This window comes from Fischerella sp. JS2 (assembly GCF_032393985.1).
Classification (GTDB): domain Bacteria; phylum Cyanobacteriota; class Cyanobacteriia; order Cyanobacteriales; family Nostocaceae; genus Fischerella.
Genome location: NZ_CP135918.1, coordinates 6,430,874 through 6,447,061 on the forward strand (window position 1 = coordinate 6,430,874; position 16,188 = coordinate 6,447,061).

At 41.0% G+C, this 16,188-nt stretch carries 14 protein-coding genes and 1 other RNA gene; 11 read left to right on the top strand and 4 right to left on the bottom strand.

Features of this window, described 5'->3' with window-relative positions:
• Window positions 1-142 precede the first annotated feature (142 nt).
• Window positions 143-505 carry a single-stranded DNA-binding protein gene (locus RS893_RS27560; protein WP_009458019.1) on the top strand — a complete coding sequence of 121 codons (363 nt, stop codon included), beginning with the start codon at window positions 143-145 and terminating at the stop codon, window positions 503-505.
• A gap of 67 nt (window positions 506-572) precedes the next feature.
• Here RS893_RS27560 and RS893_RS27565 read toward each other — a convergent pair whose 3' ends face one another.
• Window positions 573-1,319: an SIMPL domain-containing protein gene (locus tag RS893_RS27565; protein WP_315788770.1), complete on the bottom strand. Its 747-nt coding sequence runs from the start codon at window positions 1,317-1,319 to the stop codon at window positions 573-575.
• A 226-nt stretch (window positions 1,320-1,545) separates the two neighbouring features.
• Here RS893_RS27565 and RS893_RS27570 point away from each other — a divergent pair, with 226 nt between their 5' ends.
• Window positions 1,546-1,953, top strand: a complete 408-nt coding sequence (locus RS893_RS27570) for an EVE domain-containing protein (RefSeq protein ID WP_315788771.1) — start codon at window positions 1,546-1,548, stop codon at window positions 1,951-1,953.
• A gap of 283 nt (window positions 1,954-2,236) precedes the next feature.
• Complete coding sequence (gene fabG, locus RS893_RS27575) at window positions 2,237-3,001, top strand: 3-oxoacyl-[acyl-carrier-protein] reductase (RefSeq protein WP_315792118.1); 765 nt, start codon at window positions 2,237-2,239, stop codon at window positions 2,999-3,001.
• A gap of 152 nt (window positions 3,002-3,153) precedes the next feature.
• Here the strand turns inward: fabG and RS893_RS27580 are convergent, their stop codons facing one another.
• On the bottom strand, window positions 3,154-4,233 hold the full coding sequence (locus RS893_RS27580) for an MraY family glycosyltransferase (RefSeq protein WP_315788772.1): 1,080 nt from the start codon (window positions 4,231-4,233) through the stop codon (window positions 3,154-3,156).
• Between the two features lie 311 nt (window positions 4,234-4,544).
• On the opposite strand from RS893_RS27580, the gene groL reads away from it, so the two are divergent.
• The 4 genes from groL (at window position 4,545) to rnpB (ending at window position 8,851) form a co-directional block, all read left to right on the top strand.
• On the top strand, window positions 4,545-6,215 hold the full coding sequence (gene groL, locus RS893_RS27585; protein ID WP_315788773.1) for a chaperonin GroEL: 1,671 nt from the start codon (window positions 4,545-4,547) through the stop codon (window positions 6,213-6,215).
• Between the two features lie 223 nt (window positions 6,216-6,438).
• A complete protein-coding gene (corA, locus tag RS893_RS27590) occupies window positions 6,439-7,578 on the top strand; it encodes a magnesium/cobalt transporter CorA (protein ID WP_315788774.1) in 1,140 nt (379 codons plus the stop codon).
• Window positions 7,579-7,675: 97 nt separating this feature from the next.
• Window positions 7,676-8,386 carry a hypothetical protein gene (locus RS893_RS27595; RefSeq protein ID WP_315788775.1) on the top strand — a complete coding sequence of 237 codons (711 nt, stop codon included), beginning with the start codon at window positions 7,676-7,678 and terminating at the stop codon, window positions 8,384-8,386.
• 31 nt (window positions 8,387-8,417) lie between these two features.
• Window positions 8,418-8,851, top strand: an RNA gene (gene rnpB, locus RS893_RS27600) — RNase P RNA component class A.
• 104 nt (window positions 8,852-8,955) lie between these two features.
• On the opposite strand, the gene RS893_RS27605 is transcribed toward rnpB, so the two are convergent.
• Window positions 8,956-9,147 (bottom strand): hypothetical protein, encoded by a 192-nt coding sequence (locus tag RS893_RS27605; RefSeq protein ID WP_315788777.1) that lies wholly within the window; start codon window positions 9,145-9,147, stop codon window positions 8,956-8,958.
• 426 nt (window positions 9,148-9,573) lie between these two features.
• Between RS893_RS27605 and rnc the strand changes: the two genes are divergently transcribed.
• Complete coding sequence (gene rnc / locus RS893_RS27610; RefSeq protein WP_315788778.1) at window positions 9,574-10,293, top strand: ribonuclease III; 720 nt, start codon at window positions 9,574-9,576, stop codon at window positions 10,291-10,293.
• A gap of 199 nt (window positions 10,294-10,492) precedes the next feature.
• Entirely contained in the window at window positions 10,493-11,647 is a 1,155-nt protein-coding gene (locus RS893_RS27615) for a Gfo/Idh/MocA family oxidoreductase (RefSeq protein ID WP_315788779.1), read from the top strand.
• Between the two features lie 42 nt (window positions 11,648-11,689).
• On the opposite strand, the gene RS893_RS27620 is transcribed toward RS893_RS27615, so the two are convergent.
• Window positions 11,690-13,684, bottom strand: coding sequence for a sensor histidine kinase (locus RS893_RS27620; protein ID WP_315788780.1), 1,995 nt, complete (start codon window positions 13,682-13,684; stop codon window positions 11,690-11,692).
• 290 nt (window positions 13,685-13,974) lie between these two features.
• Here RS893_RS27620 and RS893_RS27625 point away from each other — a divergent pair, with 290 nt between their 5' ends.
• Window positions 13,975-14,658 carry a RibD family protein gene (locus RS893_RS27625; RefSeq protein WP_315788781.1) on the top strand — a complete coding sequence of 228 codons (684 nt, stop codon included), beginning with the start codon at window positions 13,975-13,977 and terminating at the stop codon, window positions 14,656-14,658.
• Between the two features lie 279 nt (window positions 14,659-14,937).
• On the top strand, window positions 14,938-16,119 hold the full coding sequence (locus tag RS893_RS27630) for a GNAT family N-acetyltransferase (protein WP_315788782.1): 1,182 nt from the start codon (window positions 14,938-14,940) through the stop codon (window positions 16,117-16,119).
• The last annotated feature ends 69 nt before the right edge of the window (window positions 16,120-16,188 follow it).

The following is a 16,188-nucleotide window of genomic DNA, read 5'->3' on the forward strand; positions in this document are numbered from 1 at the left end:
TTTGTAGTTATAACAGAGTAATTTTTATCATTATAGTCAGTAAATATAATTGTTAATTATTTAACACACTTTTTCCAGTTTGAGAATTCGCTATTATGAAAGTCACTATGTAATGAGTACGTCTGTACTGAAAGGTAACACCATGAGCATTAATATCGTCACCCTAGTTGGTCGTGTAGGCGGCGACCCTGATATGAAGTATTTTGAGGATAGTGGCAGTGTAAAATGTAAACTAACACTAGCGGTAAGGCGGCGATCGCGTAGTAGTGATGAACCTGATTGGTTCAATTTGGAACTATGGGGAAATACTGCGGAGATCGCCGGTCGATTTGTACGTAAAGGAAGTCTAATTGGAGTTAAAGGTTCGTTAAAGTTTGATACCTGGAATGATCGCACTACTGGGGCGCTGCGTTCTTCCCCAGTCATTAGAGTAGATCAACTAGATTTACTTGGTTCTAAGCGGGACGAAGCAGAGATGATGGATAATAATCCTGATAATTTTTGATGAGTTAGTAGTTAGTGGTCAAGAACAACAACTACTAACCACTAACTACTATCCATTAACCACTAAACTAATAACTAATTTCCAACGTTACCGATGCTTCTACTTGCTGTTCACCACCTTCTACAGGAGTGGAAGCATTTGCTGTTTGAGCCGCATCTGTACGAAACATGGGACGTGGCGGTGGAGGTGGTGGGCTTGCTCCGTTGATTTGAATGCTTACTACTTCTTTACGTTGGAAACCCAAAGCACCAAAAACGGCTTCAGCTTGCTGTTGAGCTTCTTGAGTAGCTTCTTTTAGTGCTTGCTTTTGGGCTTGAGCGATCGCTTCATCAGTAGCCACAAAACTAATACCGCTTATCTGCGTTGCTCCAGCTTTGACTGCTTCATCTAACAACGGGCCAGCTTTATCAGTACCGATACGGAAACTTACAGTATTACTAGCACTATAACCAGTTAGACGTTGAATGTTATCTTTATAACTATATACTGGATTAAGAGTAATGCCAGTAGTTTGTAGTTTCTCGACATTACGGCTCAAGAGCCGTGCTACCACAGCTGATGATCTACGAGCAGCCTCTTGTTGTGCCTCTTGGGCAGTTTTAGCCTGTACTTCTACACCTAATACCACTTGAGCTAGAGTAGCAGGAATTGTTTCTACCCCGCGACCAGTAACTGTGAGAGTTCGTAACATCCTTTGTTTGTCTTGTGCTAGGACAGGCTGGGTAAAGGTAATACATACCAGCATGGCAAATGATAAACTCTTCCATAAGTTCCCAGTCAATAACTGAGAACCCAACAAGGTGGGTTTATTCATAAGATTTCACTCCTCGAAATTACTTTTTGGTAGTTGTTAGTTGTTTGTTATTAGTTGTTTGAAAGTACTTCTATACAGACGCAACGCTTTACGTCCCTACTAACCACCAACTACTAACCACTAACTAATTATGTGTCTCTACTTTGACACGTGATTATTACTATATCTAGGATGGTTACATTTTTAGAAACTTGAAAAATCCACCACAACTATAGGAGATGCTTTCATGGCGTATTGGTTGCTGAAAACTGAGCCGGAGGAATATTCCTATTCAGATTTAGAACACAATGGCAGTACGGTTTGGAATGGAGTCAGCAATGCCTTGGCCCTAAAGCATCTACGGACAATGACCATTGGTGATTTAGCGTTAATTTATCACACTGGCAAGGAGCGGCGAATTATAGGCGTGGCAGAAGTAACCAGTCAACCTTACCCCGATCCAAAATTAGGTGATGTTAAACGAGTAGTTGTAGATTTGCGGCCTGTTCAAAGAGTGCCTCAACCGATCTCCTTAGCACAAATAAAACAAGATAGCAGCTTTACAGACTTTGATTTACTGCGTCTTCCCAGACTATCTGTAGTCCCAGTGTCACAGTCGCACTGGCAACGCCTCTTACAATTGTCAAAGCAGTAATTAAGTAATACCAATTTGAAAAAAGAATACAACACATGGATTATATAAGACCCCACCCCAACCCTCCCCTTTCCAAGGGGAGGGTGGGGTTATCTGCCGCAAATATTATTTGAATTGGTATAATTATTAGATCTCTTGTAAAAGTCGAAATTAATCCCCCTCTAGTCCTTGAAAAGCATCTCCACCTGATTATCTGTAGTCGAATTAAAGCGAATTGTTATTAGTTGCGATCCCAAATCGCCCTATGATGATTAGCGCGGTGAAACAATCAACAAGAGTAGTTATGGAATTGTTGCCAGAAAACTTACAAACTTTACAAGGAAAAGTAGCAATTGTAACGGGCGCTTCACGGGGAATAGGAAGAGCGATCGCACGCGAATTGGCAAAATTTGGTGCTAGTGTAGTTGTCAACTATGCTAGTTCTAGTCAAGCAGCTGATGAATTAGTGTCAGAAATTACGCAAGCTGGTGGAAGTGCGATCGCGCTTGCGGCTGATGTCAGTAAAGAAGAACAAGTCGATGCTTTAATCAACGCTGCGATTGAAAAGTTCAATCGCATTGATATCTTGGTCAATAACGCGGGTATAACCCGCGACACACTGTTACTCAGAATGAAGCCAGAAGATTGGCAGGCAGTAATTGATCTCAATTTAACAGGTGTATTTTTATGCACACGTGCCGTCAGTAAAATCATGCTGAAACAGCGTTCAGGACGGATCATCAACATTACCTCCGTTGCTGGACTAATGGGTAATCCCGGACAAGCCAACTACAGCGCTGCTAAAGCAGGTGTGATTGGTTTTACTAAAACTGTTGCAAAAGAACTGGCTTCTCGTGGCATTACTGTTAACGCCGTTGCTCCTGGTTTTATTGCCACCGATATGACCAGCAATCTTGATGCCGAAGGTATTCTCAAGTATATTCCCCTTGGTCGCTATGGTCAGCCAGAAGATATCGCTGGCATGGTGCGTTTCCTGGCTGCCGACCCCGCAGCAGGCTACATCACCGGACAAGTCTTTAACGTAGACGGCGGTATGGTAATGGCATAAGAGAAAGTATGAAGGCTGAAGGATGAAAACTGTGACACCCCTGAGGGCGGCTTAAGGCAGGATAGCATGAAAACTTAAGGCTGAAGAATAAAAGCTAATGCTTGAAAATAGTCATGTATATTTCACACTTCATCCTTCACACTTCATCCTTTTCATTTTGCCTTTATCCTCTGCCAAACGGTAAAACCTAACAAAGTAATAATACTGAGTGTAGTAGCAATAATAACTACCAAGCTCATGCCTCGGATTGTCATCGCCAGCCAGTTGCAAACTAAAGCAATTGACCAAAGAGTCAAAGCTGCATGGCGCTGAGATAAGCCCCAAGCTAGCAAGCGATGATGTAAATGGTCTTTCCCTGGAGTTTTCATAGGGTTTTTTCCCGCCAGAAGTCGCCGGACTACCACTTGGGTAGTATCTAGCACTGGCAAGAGCAAAAACAAAACAGGTGGTACTAAAGAAAAAATTGTAGTAGCTTGTAGTTCACCGACAATAGCAGTTGCTGCTAAAACGTAGCCGAAAAAGTATGCTCCGGCATCACCCATAATGATGTGCGACGGATGAAAATTATGGCGTAAAAAACCTAATGCTGCTCCTGCTAAGGCTGCCAAAACTAGTGTCGCTGCTGCCCAGTTGGGAAACTGTGCTGAAACAGCTAGTAAACTCATAGCAGTGATAAAACTAACTCCTCCTGCCAAACCATCCATACCGTCCATCAAGTTGATGGCATTAGTAATTGCTACTACCCAAAACACCGTTAGCGATGTGGAGAGTAGCGAGTCGAGGGGAGTACCAAAAGTAACTTTAATGCTAATGCCATTTCCAACCAACAGCAGGGCCGTTAGAACTTGTACTAGCATCCGAACTGAGGGAGGTAAGCCGAATTGGTCGTCGATAAAGCCAACTAGCACCAGTATCGAACCTCCCAAAAGAATGGTTAAAACTTGAGCTAGTACACCTTGAAGTTCAATTGGTCTTAACAGACTTGCCAAGATCAAAGCCGCTATTACTCCCGCGTAGATAGCCAGGCCCCCTGCATTAGGCAAAGGTTCCCGGTTTAAACGCCGTGCATTTGGTTGATCAGCCCAACCAACTCGTAAGGCAAATTTACGTACCGCCGGAATCAAACGCCACGTCACAACCCACGCCAATAGAAATGTAAACACTACTGCTAACCAGCCGGAACCGCTGGGTTCAGCAATACCAAGCGCCTCAAGGGAGCTGTATATATTCATCTCCCGTTTCCACCATTAATGCCAGTATCCAATATCAGCATCAAGTGTATAACAATCATTTTTTTTTCTCACTACAAATATGAGGATGTATGGACTGCCTTGTTTTGATTTCCTTAGCCCTGATTAAGGGAATAGGAGGAAATTTAGATTTTTTTGGGTGGATTCCCCTACATCACTAAACTTATATCCTCCTATAGCCTAGTAAAGATTAATAAACTCAACAGCTTATGGCTTGTTGACTTAGCACTCTTGCCTTGTGAGTGCTAAATTGTCTAATGGAAGAACTCACAAATTAAACCAAACTAAAAAGTATGGCCAAAATTATTGCATTTGATGAAGATTCCCGACGTGCCTTAGAAAGGGGCATCAATACTCTTGCTGATGCAGTGAAAATTACCCTGGGGCCAAAGGGCCGCAACGTCCTTTTAGAAAAAAAGTTTGGTACACCCCAAATCGTGAATGACGGGATCACCGTTGCTAAAGAAATTGAACTAGAAGATCCCCTGGAAAATACAGGTGCAAAACTCATCCAAGAAGTTGCTTCTAAAACTAAAGAAGTAGCTGGCGATGGTACGACTACAGCAACTGTGCTAGCTCAAACCATGATCCGTGAAGGTTTGAAAAATGTCGCAGCTGGAGCAAATCCAGTGGCAACAAGACATGGTATCGAAAAAACCGTTGAAAGGCTAGTGAAGGAGATTGCAGCAGTCGCCAAGCCAGTAGAAGGAAGTGCGATCGCTCAAGTCGCGACTGTTTCGGCTGGTAACGATGAAGAAATCGGTGCCATGATTGCCGAAGCAATGGAAAAAGTCACCAAAGATGGTGTAATTACCGTAGAAGAATCTAAATCCCTAACTACGGAATTAGAAGTAGTTGAGGGGATGCAGATTGACCGGGGTTATATTTCCCCCTACTTTATCACCGACAACGAACGGATGACGGTGGAATTTGAAAATACCCGCATTCTGATCACTGACAAAAAAATCAACAGCATTCAGGACTTAGTGCCTGTTTTAGAAAAAGTTGCCCGTTTAGGTCAACCCCTGTTGATTATCGCTGAGGATGTAGAAGGCGAAGCTTTAGCAACTTTGGTAGTCAATAAAGCGCGGGGTGTGCTGTCAGTTGCTGCTATTAAAGCACCTGGGTTTGGCGATCGCCGCAAAGCGATGTTGCAAGACATTGCTATTCTGACTGGCGGACAATTAATTTCCGAAGAAATTGGTTTAAGTTTGGATATGGTTTCTTTGGAAATGCTAGGAGTTGCGCGTAGAATTTCCATTGACAAAGAAAACACAACCATCGTTGCTGATGGCGAACACAAAGACGACGTACAAAAGCGCATCGCTCAAATTCGTAATCAGCTAGAAGAAACTGATTCCGAATACGATAAAGAAAAACTGCAAGAACGCATTGCCAAGTTAGCAGGTGGTGTGGCTGTCATTAAAGTCGGTGCAGCCACAGAAACCGAACTCAAAGACCGCAAATTACGGATTGAAGATGCTCTCAACGCCACCAAGGCTGCCGTAGAAGAGGGTATCGTACCTGGTGGTGGTACAATGCTGATTCACCTATCTACAAAAATCCCTGAAATTAAAAAGAACCTTAATGAAGAAGAACAAATTGGTGCTGATATTGTTGGGCGATCGCTAGATGCACCCCTGCGCCAAATTGCAGACAACGCTGGTGTTGAAGGTTCTGTGATCGTTGAAAAAGTCCGTACTACAGAATTCAACGTCGGCTACAATGCTGCGACTGGTGGGTTTCAAGACATGATCGCCGCAGGTATTCTTGACCCTGCCAAAGTGGTACGTTCTGCCTTGCAAAATGCTGCTTCTATTGCTTCTATGGTCTTAACTACCGAAGCTGTAGTTGCCGAAAAACCTGAGAAAAAACCCGCCGGTGGTGCTCCCGATATGGGTGGTATGGGCGGTATGGGTGGTATGGGTGGCATGGGCGGTATGGGTGGCATGGGTATGATGTAGCCTCATACTGTCTGTATTTAAATATTTGTCAGCAGTTTGTCTTGCTAAGGCAAACTGTTTTTTTATCCAACTATTAACCGTTGACTATTGACTATTGACTATTGACTATTAACACTAAATTGGCACGTGGGAGTCTTTCAAAATTCTGGAATAACCTATTAATTAATGGTTTTAATCCAAAATCCAAAATCCAAAATTGGTATAACCTATTAAGTAAAAGAACATGGCTAAAAAAAATCATCGCCCTGTTTCGACAGTAAATGAACCAAAGAACGAAGATTTTTATCATCAACCTGGAACTATACCAGGAACAATTATTGTTGATGCAAACGCACCACCACCAAAGATAGTATTAATTGACTATAGTCCAACCGAAGCTATTAGTAAAGAAGTAGAAACACCAGAAGAGTGCATTCCTTACCTAGATACTGAATCAGTAACTTGGGTAGATGTACGTGGTTTAGGTAGTGAAGATATTTTACAGAGATTAGGGCAGGTTTTTGAGTTACATCCTTTAGTTTTAGAAGATATTGTGAATGTGCCAGAACGCCCAAAAGTAGAAGATTATGAAGATCAATTAGTGATTATTGCGCGCATGGTCATGCCTAAGAAAAAATCTCATGGTTTTCATAGTGAACAAGTCAGCTTTGTATTAGGAAAACATTACTTGTTGACAGTGCAAGAAGAACCAAAAAGAGATTGTTTTGAACCAGTGCGATCGCGCATCTTCAAAAATAAAGGTATTATTTGCAAAAATGGCCCAGATTATCTAGCCTATGCTCTGATAGATGCAATTATTGATGGCTTTTTTCCGGTATTGGAAAAGTATGGTGAACGCATTGAAGATTTAGAGGATGAAGTCATCTCTCAACCGACACCTAAAACCTTAAAGAAAATTTATAAAGTTAAACGAGAATTACTACAACTGCGTCGTGCAATTTGGCCACAACGCAACTTACTTCATACTTTAATTCAAGACGACAATGAAATGATTAGAAATGAAGTACGAGTTTATTTGCGAGACTGTTATGACCATGCAGTGCAGGTCATAGATATGGTAGAAACCTATCGGGAACTTGCATCAGGTTTAATGGATGTTTATCTTTCGGCGGTCAGCAATAGAATGAATGAAATTATGAAATTGCTAACCGTGATTTCAGCAATTTTTATTCCTCTAACTTTTATTGCTGGCGTCTATGGCATGAACTTTAATACAGAAAAATCACCATATAATATGCCTGAATTGAACTGGTATTGGGGATACCCAGCTTGTTTAGCAGTGATGGCAATCATAGCAGTTGTCTTACTATATATTTTTTGGCGCAAGGGATGGCTAGAAAATAGTTCGAGGTTAAACCGTTAAATCAGTGAACAGTTAACAGTTATCAGTAAACTACTATAGAACTGATAATTGTTTAGGAAATTATCGCCAATGAAAATGCTTACAGGAGCTTATATACATGGTAGCCAGAAATGAGAGTAATTTAATTTTTTTGACGCTATATATTATCGGCGTCACGTATACCTTTACGAAAATGATTGAGTCTATCGACGACAAAATTAAGTTTATTTACGAAAAGCAATTTGTCGATGACCAACTCAAAGACAAAGACCTCCAAAATGATATCGGTATCTCTTTTAGGCTCAGCCCCTCATATTTTATTGATGAATTGAAAGAATTGTCTGTAAGTATTGAAAATAAATCCCAAAATCTTGCCTTATATGTAGATTGGGATAATTGCTCTTTAGTAGTTGAGTATAACAAGCAATCACGACGAGTAATTCGCAAATCACCAGATGTCACACGTGACCTTGGTGTACCACAAAGTCCTAGCTTAATCGCCCCTACCAAAACTCTCTCAGCAGCAGTGACTGCTGAAGATGTTTTTAAATTGGATGAGTTAACAAAAACATACCAAGTCAATACTCCTTTGATTAATATTAGTGCGCTAGAAAAAAGCCCTCTGAAAGCGCAAAGGTTATTATTTCAAGATTTTATAGAGAGAAAAAAAGAATTAAAATTTTCTTTGCAGCTAGTATTGAGAATCTCCGAATTGCGAGTTGGTCTAGCTCCAGGTGAGAATAAACCTCCCATGTGTATTATCGATTGTCCCTTCACAATCAAAAAACTACCTTGGTATTACGCTATGCCTTGGAATAGAAGGCGGTAAAAGATCATTCAGGACTACACTAGTATTGGTGGAGAGTAGGCGTAGGCGGTTGCAGACTAGCTAATTTGTGGTTAGTTTGAGGAAAGTCCGGGCTCCCGAAAGACCAAACTTGCTGGGTAACGCCCAGTGCGAGCGATCGCGAGGATAGTGCCACAGAAAGATACCGCCAAGAATGGGTAATGGGTAAAGGGTAATGGGTAATGGGAAAAAACCAATTACCAATTACCAATCACCAATTACCAATCTTTGGTAAGGGTGCAAAGGTGCGGTAAGAGCGCACCAGCAACATCGAGAGGTGTTGGCTCGGTAAACCCCGGTTGGGAGCAAGGCGAACGGAACTATGGTTGGTCTTTTACCAGTTCCGGAATTAGAGCCGCTAGAGACGTCTGGTAACAGCCGTCCCAGATAGATAACCGCCCTCTTGAATTAAGAGAACAGAACCCGGCTTACTACCAACTCTCTACTTTAAGATGGGATGATAGCAACTATAAGCTACATTCCATTCTTTTTTTGTACAATTTTGTAGGATAGTTAATGTAAACAATCTATAAACAGTTAGGGCGTTAATTTTACTGTTTCTCAAGTTTATCTAATGCTTCCTGAATCGCTTGCCTCATAAACTCAGCGGAGTTCGGCAAGCTTTTTACTTTGTTAAACATTGTTTCCGTCACTTTAACCGCAAGCATTTTATTTAATGGTTCATCCCCTTTAGGAGTGAAACCATAATTTTTTAAATCAGGATTACCGCCTTTACGTGCCATTAATATAACTACATAATTATTGACTTATTAGCTGGTTAACCAATATATAAAATAATTGTGGACTATTCGGCTGATAACTTAGTAGTCCCCAAATCTGTCAACATAAATCAACAGCCAATCATTATGTTATCAAGGGGCAATTTGTATTTTATATCTGGATACTCAAAAAGCTATATGTTTTAAAGACCGTATAAACTAAAGTTGTATGTTATTTGTACTAGTTTTTTTGTAATATACATGTAACTTTACTATTACATTCAGTGTTCTTTGTACGTTATTTATATAAAAAACAGGTATATTACTTAAAAACACCTATTGATAAAAGTTTCAAGGGTTATCAAACCTAATCCGTTTTGAAAAGCTTTGAGGTTCCCTTCGGGACGCTGCGCCTTTTCGCAAAATCTAAAATCCAAAATCTAAAATCGGATGACCCTCGCTTATCCACGCCGACAACGACAACTTGAAAGTCTAGTCAGAAAATTAGGTTTAGCAGTAGAAGCACCAATTAAATGGCAACTGCTGGACTTAGCACTGACTCATCCAACCGTATCTGAGTCAGCAAACTATGAACATCTGGAATTTGTTGGTGATGCTGTGGTGCGGTTGGTGGCAGCAATTGTGTTGTGGGAAAACTATCCAAATTGTCCGGTGGGAGATTTTGCGGCAATTCGTTCGGTATTAGTAAGCGATCGCATTTTGGCTCAACTAGCACGCTCTTACGGTTTTGAACTATATTTACTTGTGGCTGGCAGTGCTACTGCTGACAAAGCTGGTCAACAGTCAAGATTAGCAGATGCTTTTGAAGCAGTTTTAGGAGCGCTTTATCTCAGCACTAACAATCTAGATTTGATTCGTCCTTGGTTAGACTCTCACTTCAAAGAACTAGCAGCAGAAATTCGCCTCGATCCAGCCAGATTAAATTACAAAGCTGCTCTCCAAGAATGGACTCAAGCCCAGTTTAAGGTCTTACCAGAATATCGAGTTGTAGAAATAAGTCAGCCTCATAATAATCAAGAGCGTTTCATTGCCCAAGTGTGGCTGCACGGACAAAAACTTGGTGAAGGCAAGGGCCGTTCCATTAAAGCTGCCGAACAAGCAGCAGCAAAAATTGCTTTTTTAACCTTAAGTACCCAGGAAAACCACTGAGTTAATTCCAAGCAAAATTCCAAATTCCAGGGTTTTTCACAATTGACGATAGTTATATAGACTACACACGATTGAGTAGAGGCGCGATCTTCTTCGTTCTTAAGAAACAAGGCGAATCCGTCAAATCCTCTTTCCTTCTACCCTCTGCCTTGTTTCTTGAAAGTTCGCGTCTCTACTCTTGACTTTTGACACTTGACTAATGACTAATCAAATTAAAATCGCTGTTGTTGGAGTAGGACGTTGGGGCGTGCATTTGCTGCGAAATTTTCTAGAACATCCCCAGGTTAGGGTTGCAGCAGTGGTAGACCCCAATTCAGAGCGTTTGGCAACGGTACAACGTCAATATTTTTTAAGTAAAACAACAGAAGAAAATGTATTATTAATCACCGAATGGCAAAAAATTAAGCAAATAACAGATTTAGATGCAGTTGTAATAGCTACTCCTGCTAGCACACATTATTCCCTAATTACTGACGCTTTAGATTGGGGATACCATGTTTTAGCAGAGAAACCTTTAACTTTAAACCTAAGGGAATGTCATGAACTCTGTCAGCTAGCCCAAAAACGGCAACGGCAACTCATGGTTGACCACACCTATCTATTTCATCCAGCAGTGGAAAGAGGGCAAGTTGTTGTTCAGGAAGGAGAATTAGGGGATTTGCGCTATGGCTATGCTTGCCGTACCCACTTGGGGCCAGTCCGTCAAGATGTTGATGCCCTATGGGACTTAGCAATTCACGATATTGCTATATTCAATACTTGGTTAGGTCAACAACCAGTGAGTGTCCAAGCATTAGGTAAAGTGTGGCTACAGAGGGGACATGGGGGACAAAGAGGTGATCTTTGTTCCTTGTCTTCCCCCTCTTCCTTGTCTTCCCCATCACCCCTACCCTACGGGAAGCCGAGTAAAGCGCGTCTACACCCCATCACCCCATCAGGTTTAGCAGACTTAGTTTGGGTGACACTAACCTATCCTAATGGTTTTCAAGCTTACATTCATTTATGTTGGCTCAATTCTGATAAGCAGCGACGTTTAGTAGTTGTAGGTAGTCGGGGGAGTTTAATTTTTGATGAAATGTCAGCTGCATCACCTTTAACCCTGCTACATGGCGAACTAGAAATGCAAAGCAATCATTTTATTCCTGTCAATCAAAGCCAACAAGTGCTGCAAATCGAAAAAAATGAACCATTAAAACGAGTATGCGATCGCTTTATTCATTGCGTCCACAACAATACTCCTTGCGTGGTTTCATCTGGTTGGGTAGGAACGCAGTTAGTCAATATTCTCGCTGCCTTAACAGAATCACTTAACCAGGATGGCAAACTTATTGTACTGAACACAAATCAGGACTGAGTTCTGGTTTTTGGCTAAGAGAGTTTAATTGTTCTACTCTCCTCATACCAAGTTGCGATCAAGCGTAACACTTTGGGCAATGGGGTGATGGGGTGAAATTCTCTCCCCATCGGGAAACTCCCCATCTTCCGATACCTCAGTTACTATTTTTGAATGCAACTTGGTATCATCTTCTCTGTCCTCCTGGTGGGTATCTATCAAAGGTAAAATAATGCTCACTGTTGTACCCTGATTGATACCTCTACTTTCGAGGGTGATCCTACCTCCCATCAGTTCAATTAAGTTGCGTGAAATAGCTAGTCCCAGTCCTGTACCGCCAAATTTGCGTGTAGTACCATCATCTACCATAACAAACGGGCGAAATAGCTTTTGTTGCTGGGCGGGATCAATGCCCACACCTGTATCTTGAACAGTAACAATCACCTGGGATTTACCATCAATTTGTTGAATTTCTGTTGTGATTGTGATGCTGCCCTCATCAGTGAATTTAGTAGCATTACCGATAATATTAATTATTACCTGCTTCAGTTTGGCTGAATCAGCATTCACCAAGATCAACTCGCTCATCTGTTGAGGAATATTTAACTGTAAGCCTTTTTGTTGAATATTCACAGATTGCAAATTGATGACCTCTTTAAGTAATTTTTGCAGGTCAATTGGTTCTAAAGATACAGAGAGTTTACCAGCTTCTATTTTGGAAATATCAAGCAATTCATTAATAATACCTAGTAAGTGAATTGCTGTGTCATCAGCACGCTTGAGGAATTCGAGTTCTTCTTCTCGGTCATCACACAAGTCATCTCGAACTAAGCGAATACAATTAATAATAATGTGTAATGGATTTCTCAATTCATGAGAAGTTGCCGCCAGAAACTGACTTTTACTCTGGTTAGCGGTTTTTGCTTCTTTCCAAGCTATTTCTACTTCTTCTGCCCAAGCTTTGAGACGTTCTAGCATCTGATCCAGGGCTTGGGCCAGTTGATTGAACTCTCGGATTTTTAAGTTGCGCGGCACTGGTGCTGTAGTGTGGTGACTGTGGAGATTAAGAGCATAGTCGCGCAATTCTTCCACAGGAAGAGCCAAGCAACGAGCTAGATATAAAGCTGCCAAAACGCTAGCACCAATTAAGCCTACTGTCAAAACAATCAAAATTAGTTTGATTTGTCCTAAATCATATAAAGCATTGTCCAGGCTAGTAACTGCTAAAATCACCCACTTTTGCTGTTTTCCTTGGATGATTGGACTATCAATCGCAGTGTAACCAGCGAGTAATTCTTCTCCTTCTTTATCAAAGAATAAATGCAGAGTATCTTGCTTACCAGCAATGGCATTTTTCACAATCATTTGTAGACGTGAAGCATCTATATGCTGGGCAATATTAGTACCAATTCGACTAGCGATTGGATGTGCTAAAATTATTCCATTTTCGGCAATAACTACTGTTGAACCTGTCAGTAAGCCAGGTTTATTTTTGATTTTTTCACGTAGAACTGTTGATTTGAAGACTAAATTGTAGCGCCATTGACCAGCAATATCATAAACGGGTGCTGATAGTAGTAACTTTAGTTTACTTTGTTCATCTTTATTTCCGGTAGTGTTTAATTGTGGTGGTAATAACTTCACTTCTAATTCGTGATCAGAAAAAGAAGAATTGGATTGAATAATTGGCTCTTTGCCGCACGTACTAGCACTAATTGTATCGCTATTAGAATCTACTAACTGTATGCATTCAATTTGCCGTGGTTGCTGTTGTGCTAGCTGATTTAAAAACTCTTCTATTTTGGGAAGTGTACCTGATTGAATTACCTGGGTTTTAGTAGCACTGAGTAAATTTGCTTTTAAAGCAGCGAATGTATCTGCAATCTTTTCTCCCTTGAGAACGGCACTTGCTGTTAAATTTTGACGGGCAGTTTCTAGCAGGCTATAACGTGCTTTTTGATAAGCGACTATTTCACCTATCAATAACACTGGAACAGACAGGAGCAAAATCTTTGATACTAAAATCCTTCTAAAGGAGGATTGACGCTGCTTAGCCATCGGCACTCTCACTTGGCATTTGCAAACCACAACAGCAACCAAATGCAATTAGATTAACTAATATTATTAAGCAATGAATATTGGTTGTTGCCAAAAATTTTAAACCATCATTTGGCTGGATAGCAAAAAAATATATTTTACACAAACACTGAAAACAACTAGTTGTGATTGCAACTTTAATTTGATGCAAATAAAGTAGTGAAATTAGTTGTAAACAGGAATGTATCAGTATCATTATTTTTGAGAATCTAAAGTCAAAAATATTAGAGAAAAAATATACAAAAAAATTAATGATAAAATATCGTCCTTATACTACGGTAGTTTTAGCCATGAGTGCAGATGGCAAGATAGCTGATGTTATGCGATCGCCTGCTCGCTTTGGCTCCAATAGCGATAAAGCACATTTAGAAAGCAAAATCGCTGCTGCAGATGCAGTCTTATTTGGTGCTGATACTCTCCGCGCTTACGGCGCAACACTGACAGTAACGAATCCACAACTGTTGCAAAATCGAACACAAGGGGGTAAACCCCTTCAACCAGTACACATAGTAATTACACACACTGCCAACCTAAATCCGGAAATTCGTTTTTTTCAGCAGTCGGTGAAACGTTGGTTGCTTACTACAACCACGGGGGCGGTTTTTTGGCATCAACGACCTGAATTTGAGCAGATTTTGGTATTTGAAACAGAAGAGGGAAAAATTGACATTGCAGCAGCCCTAGAGCATCTAACAAAATTAGGTGTAGCACGATTAGCAATACTAGGTGGTGGTGAATTAGTCGCCTCTATGCTGGAATTAGATTTAATAGATGAACTGTGGCTGACTATTTGTCCCTTGATTTTAGGCGGTACTGCTGCGCCGACACCAGTAGGAGGCAAAGGATTTTTACCAAAATTAGCTCCCCAGTTACAACTTCTAGAAGTTAATACTGTAGGACAAGAAGTTTTTCTTCACTATCAAATTGTTCGTTAGTTAATGGTTGATAGTTGGTTGTTGGTTGTTAGTGGTTAGTAGTTAGTAGTTAGTAGTTATTGGGTAGAGACGCGAGGAACATCGCGTCTGTACATTAGTAGTTAGTGGTTATTGGTTAGTGGTTGGTAGTTAGTGGTTAGTGGTTATTCCCACACTCCACCCTGCCTTAAGCCGAAGAAGGCGCGTCTACACACTCCTTACACCCCTCACACTCCCCATTCCCCAATCCCCCACCATAATAGGTAAAATAATCATTAACTTTTGTATCGGAAGCCCACGATGGTGGAACAACTCAAGCCTCGCTACTCTGTTGCTTGGATAAATAAAATTGCCGAAGTTCCCCAAACGATCTGGGATGCTTTGGCACTACCACTGACAACCCCGTTTTTAGAGTGGAACTGGCTGAACAATTTGGAAACTTCAGGTAGCGCTACAGCTAAAACAGGTTGGTTGCCTAATCACCTCACCTTGTGGCGAGACAGAACACTTATTGCAGCTGCTCCACTTTACCTGAAAGGACACAGTTATGGCGAATTTGTGTTTGATCACCAATGGGCTGATTTGGCGCAACGTATAGGTGTAGAATATTACCCAAAAATGTTGGGCATGTCACCGTTTACCCCTGCTGAAGGCTATCGATTTTTAATCGCGCCTGGGGAAGATGAAGATGAGATTACAGCAACCATGGTGCATGAAATTGATGCTTTTTGCTCAAAACACCGTATTTGTGGTTGCCATTTTCTCTATGTAGATCCCCAATGGCGTCCTGTTTTAGAACGCTGCGGTTTTACTGCTTGGCTGCATCATAGCTATATTTGGGAGAATCTTAGCTTTCAAACTTTTGATGATTATCTAGCAGTATTTAACGCTAACCAGCGCCGCAATATCAAGCGAGAACGCAAAGCGGTAGAAAAGGCTGGTTTGCAACTGCAACCCTTGTGTGGGGAGGAAATTCCCAAGTCTTTATTTGGGTTAATGTACGAGTTTTATGCAGATACTTGCGATAAATTTGGCTGGTGGGGTAGTAAATATCTAACCAAGCGATTTTTTGAGCAGCTATACGATAATTATCGCGATCGCGTTTTATTTTTCGCTGCATATAACGAACACAATCAGCGTCAACCAATAGGGATGTCTTTTTGTTTATTCAAGGGCGATAGGATGTATGGGCGCTACTGGGGTAGCTTTGAAGAAATAGATTGTTTACATTTTAATGCTTGTTATTATGCCCCGATTGAATGGGCGATCGCTAACGGTATCCAAATTTTTGATCCTGGTGCAGGCGGACGCCACAAAAAACGCCGTGGTTTTCCAGCAATGCCTAACTATAGTTTGCATCGTTTTTACAACAATCGTTTGCGACAAATTTTGTCTTCTTACATTACTGAAGTAAATGAACTCGAACAAGAAGAAATTGAAGCAATCAATGCAGAATTACCATTTTCTCAAAAATATAATTGAAGCCTAAAATTCTCCTGTAACAGACTACTTAGAGGAAGATAAGAACTAAACTTGAGAAAGGGTAAAAAA

What these genes read in the sequence shown, in the direction of transcription:
- RS893_RS27560 (WP_009458019.1), top strand. Translation starts at nt 143, where the DNA reads ATGAGCATTAATATCGTCACCCTAGTTGGTCGTGTAGGCGGCGACCCT.
- RS893_RS27565 (WP_315788770.1), bottom strand. Translation starts at nt 1,319, where the DNA reads ATGAATAAACCCACCTTGTTGGGTTCTCAGTTATTGACTGGGAACTTA.
- RS893_RS27570 (WP_315788771.1), top strand. Translation starts at nt 1,546, where the DNA reads ATGGCGTATTGGTTGCTGAAAACTGAGCCGGAGGAATATTCCTATTCA.
- fabG (WP_315792118.1), top strand. Translation starts at nt 2,237, where the DNA reads ATGGAATTGTTGCCAGAAAACTTACAAACTTTACAAGGAAAAGTAGCA.
- RS893_RS27580 (WP_315788772.1), bottom strand. Translation starts at nt 4,233, where the DNA reads ATGAATATATACAGCTCCCTTGAGGCGCTTGGTATTGCTGAACCCAGC.
- groL (WP_315788773.1), top strand. Translation starts at nt 4,545, where the DNA reads ATGGCCAAAATTATTGCATTTGATGAAGATTCCCGACGTGCCTTAGAA.
- corA (WP_315788774.1), top strand. Translation starts at nt 6,439, where the DNA reads ATGGCTAAAAAAAATCATCGCCCTGTTTCGACAGTAAATGAACCAAAG.
- RS893_RS27595 (WP_315788775.1), top strand. Translation starts at nt 7,676, where the DNA reads ATGGTAGCCAGAAATGAGAGTAATTTAATTTTTTTGACGCTATATATT.
- RS893_RS27605 (WP_315788777.1), bottom strand. Translation starts at nt 9,147, where the DNA reads ATGGCACGTAAAGGCGGTAATCCTGATTTAAAAAATTATGGTTTCACT.
- rnc (WP_315788778.1), top strand. Translation starts at nt 9,574, where the DNA reads ATGACCCTCGCTTATCCACGCCGACAACGACAACTTGAAAGTCTAGTC.
- RS893_RS27615 (WP_315788779.1), top strand. Translation starts at nt 10,493, where the DNA reads ATGACTAATCAAATTAAAATCGCTGTTGTTGGAGTAGGACGTTGGGGC.
- RS893_RS27620 (WP_315788780.1), bottom strand. Translation starts at nt 13,684, where the DNA reads ATGGCTAAGCAGCGTCAATCCTCCTTTAGAAGGATTTTAGTATCAAAG.
- RS893_RS27625 (WP_315788781.1), top strand. Translation starts at nt 13,975, where the DNA reads ATGATAAAATATCGTCCTTATACTACGGTAGTTTTAGCCATGAGTGCA.
- RS893_RS27630 (WP_315788782.1), top strand. Translation starts at nt 14,938, where the DNA reads ATGGTGGAACAACTCAAGCCTCGCTACTCTGTTGCTTGGATAAATAAA.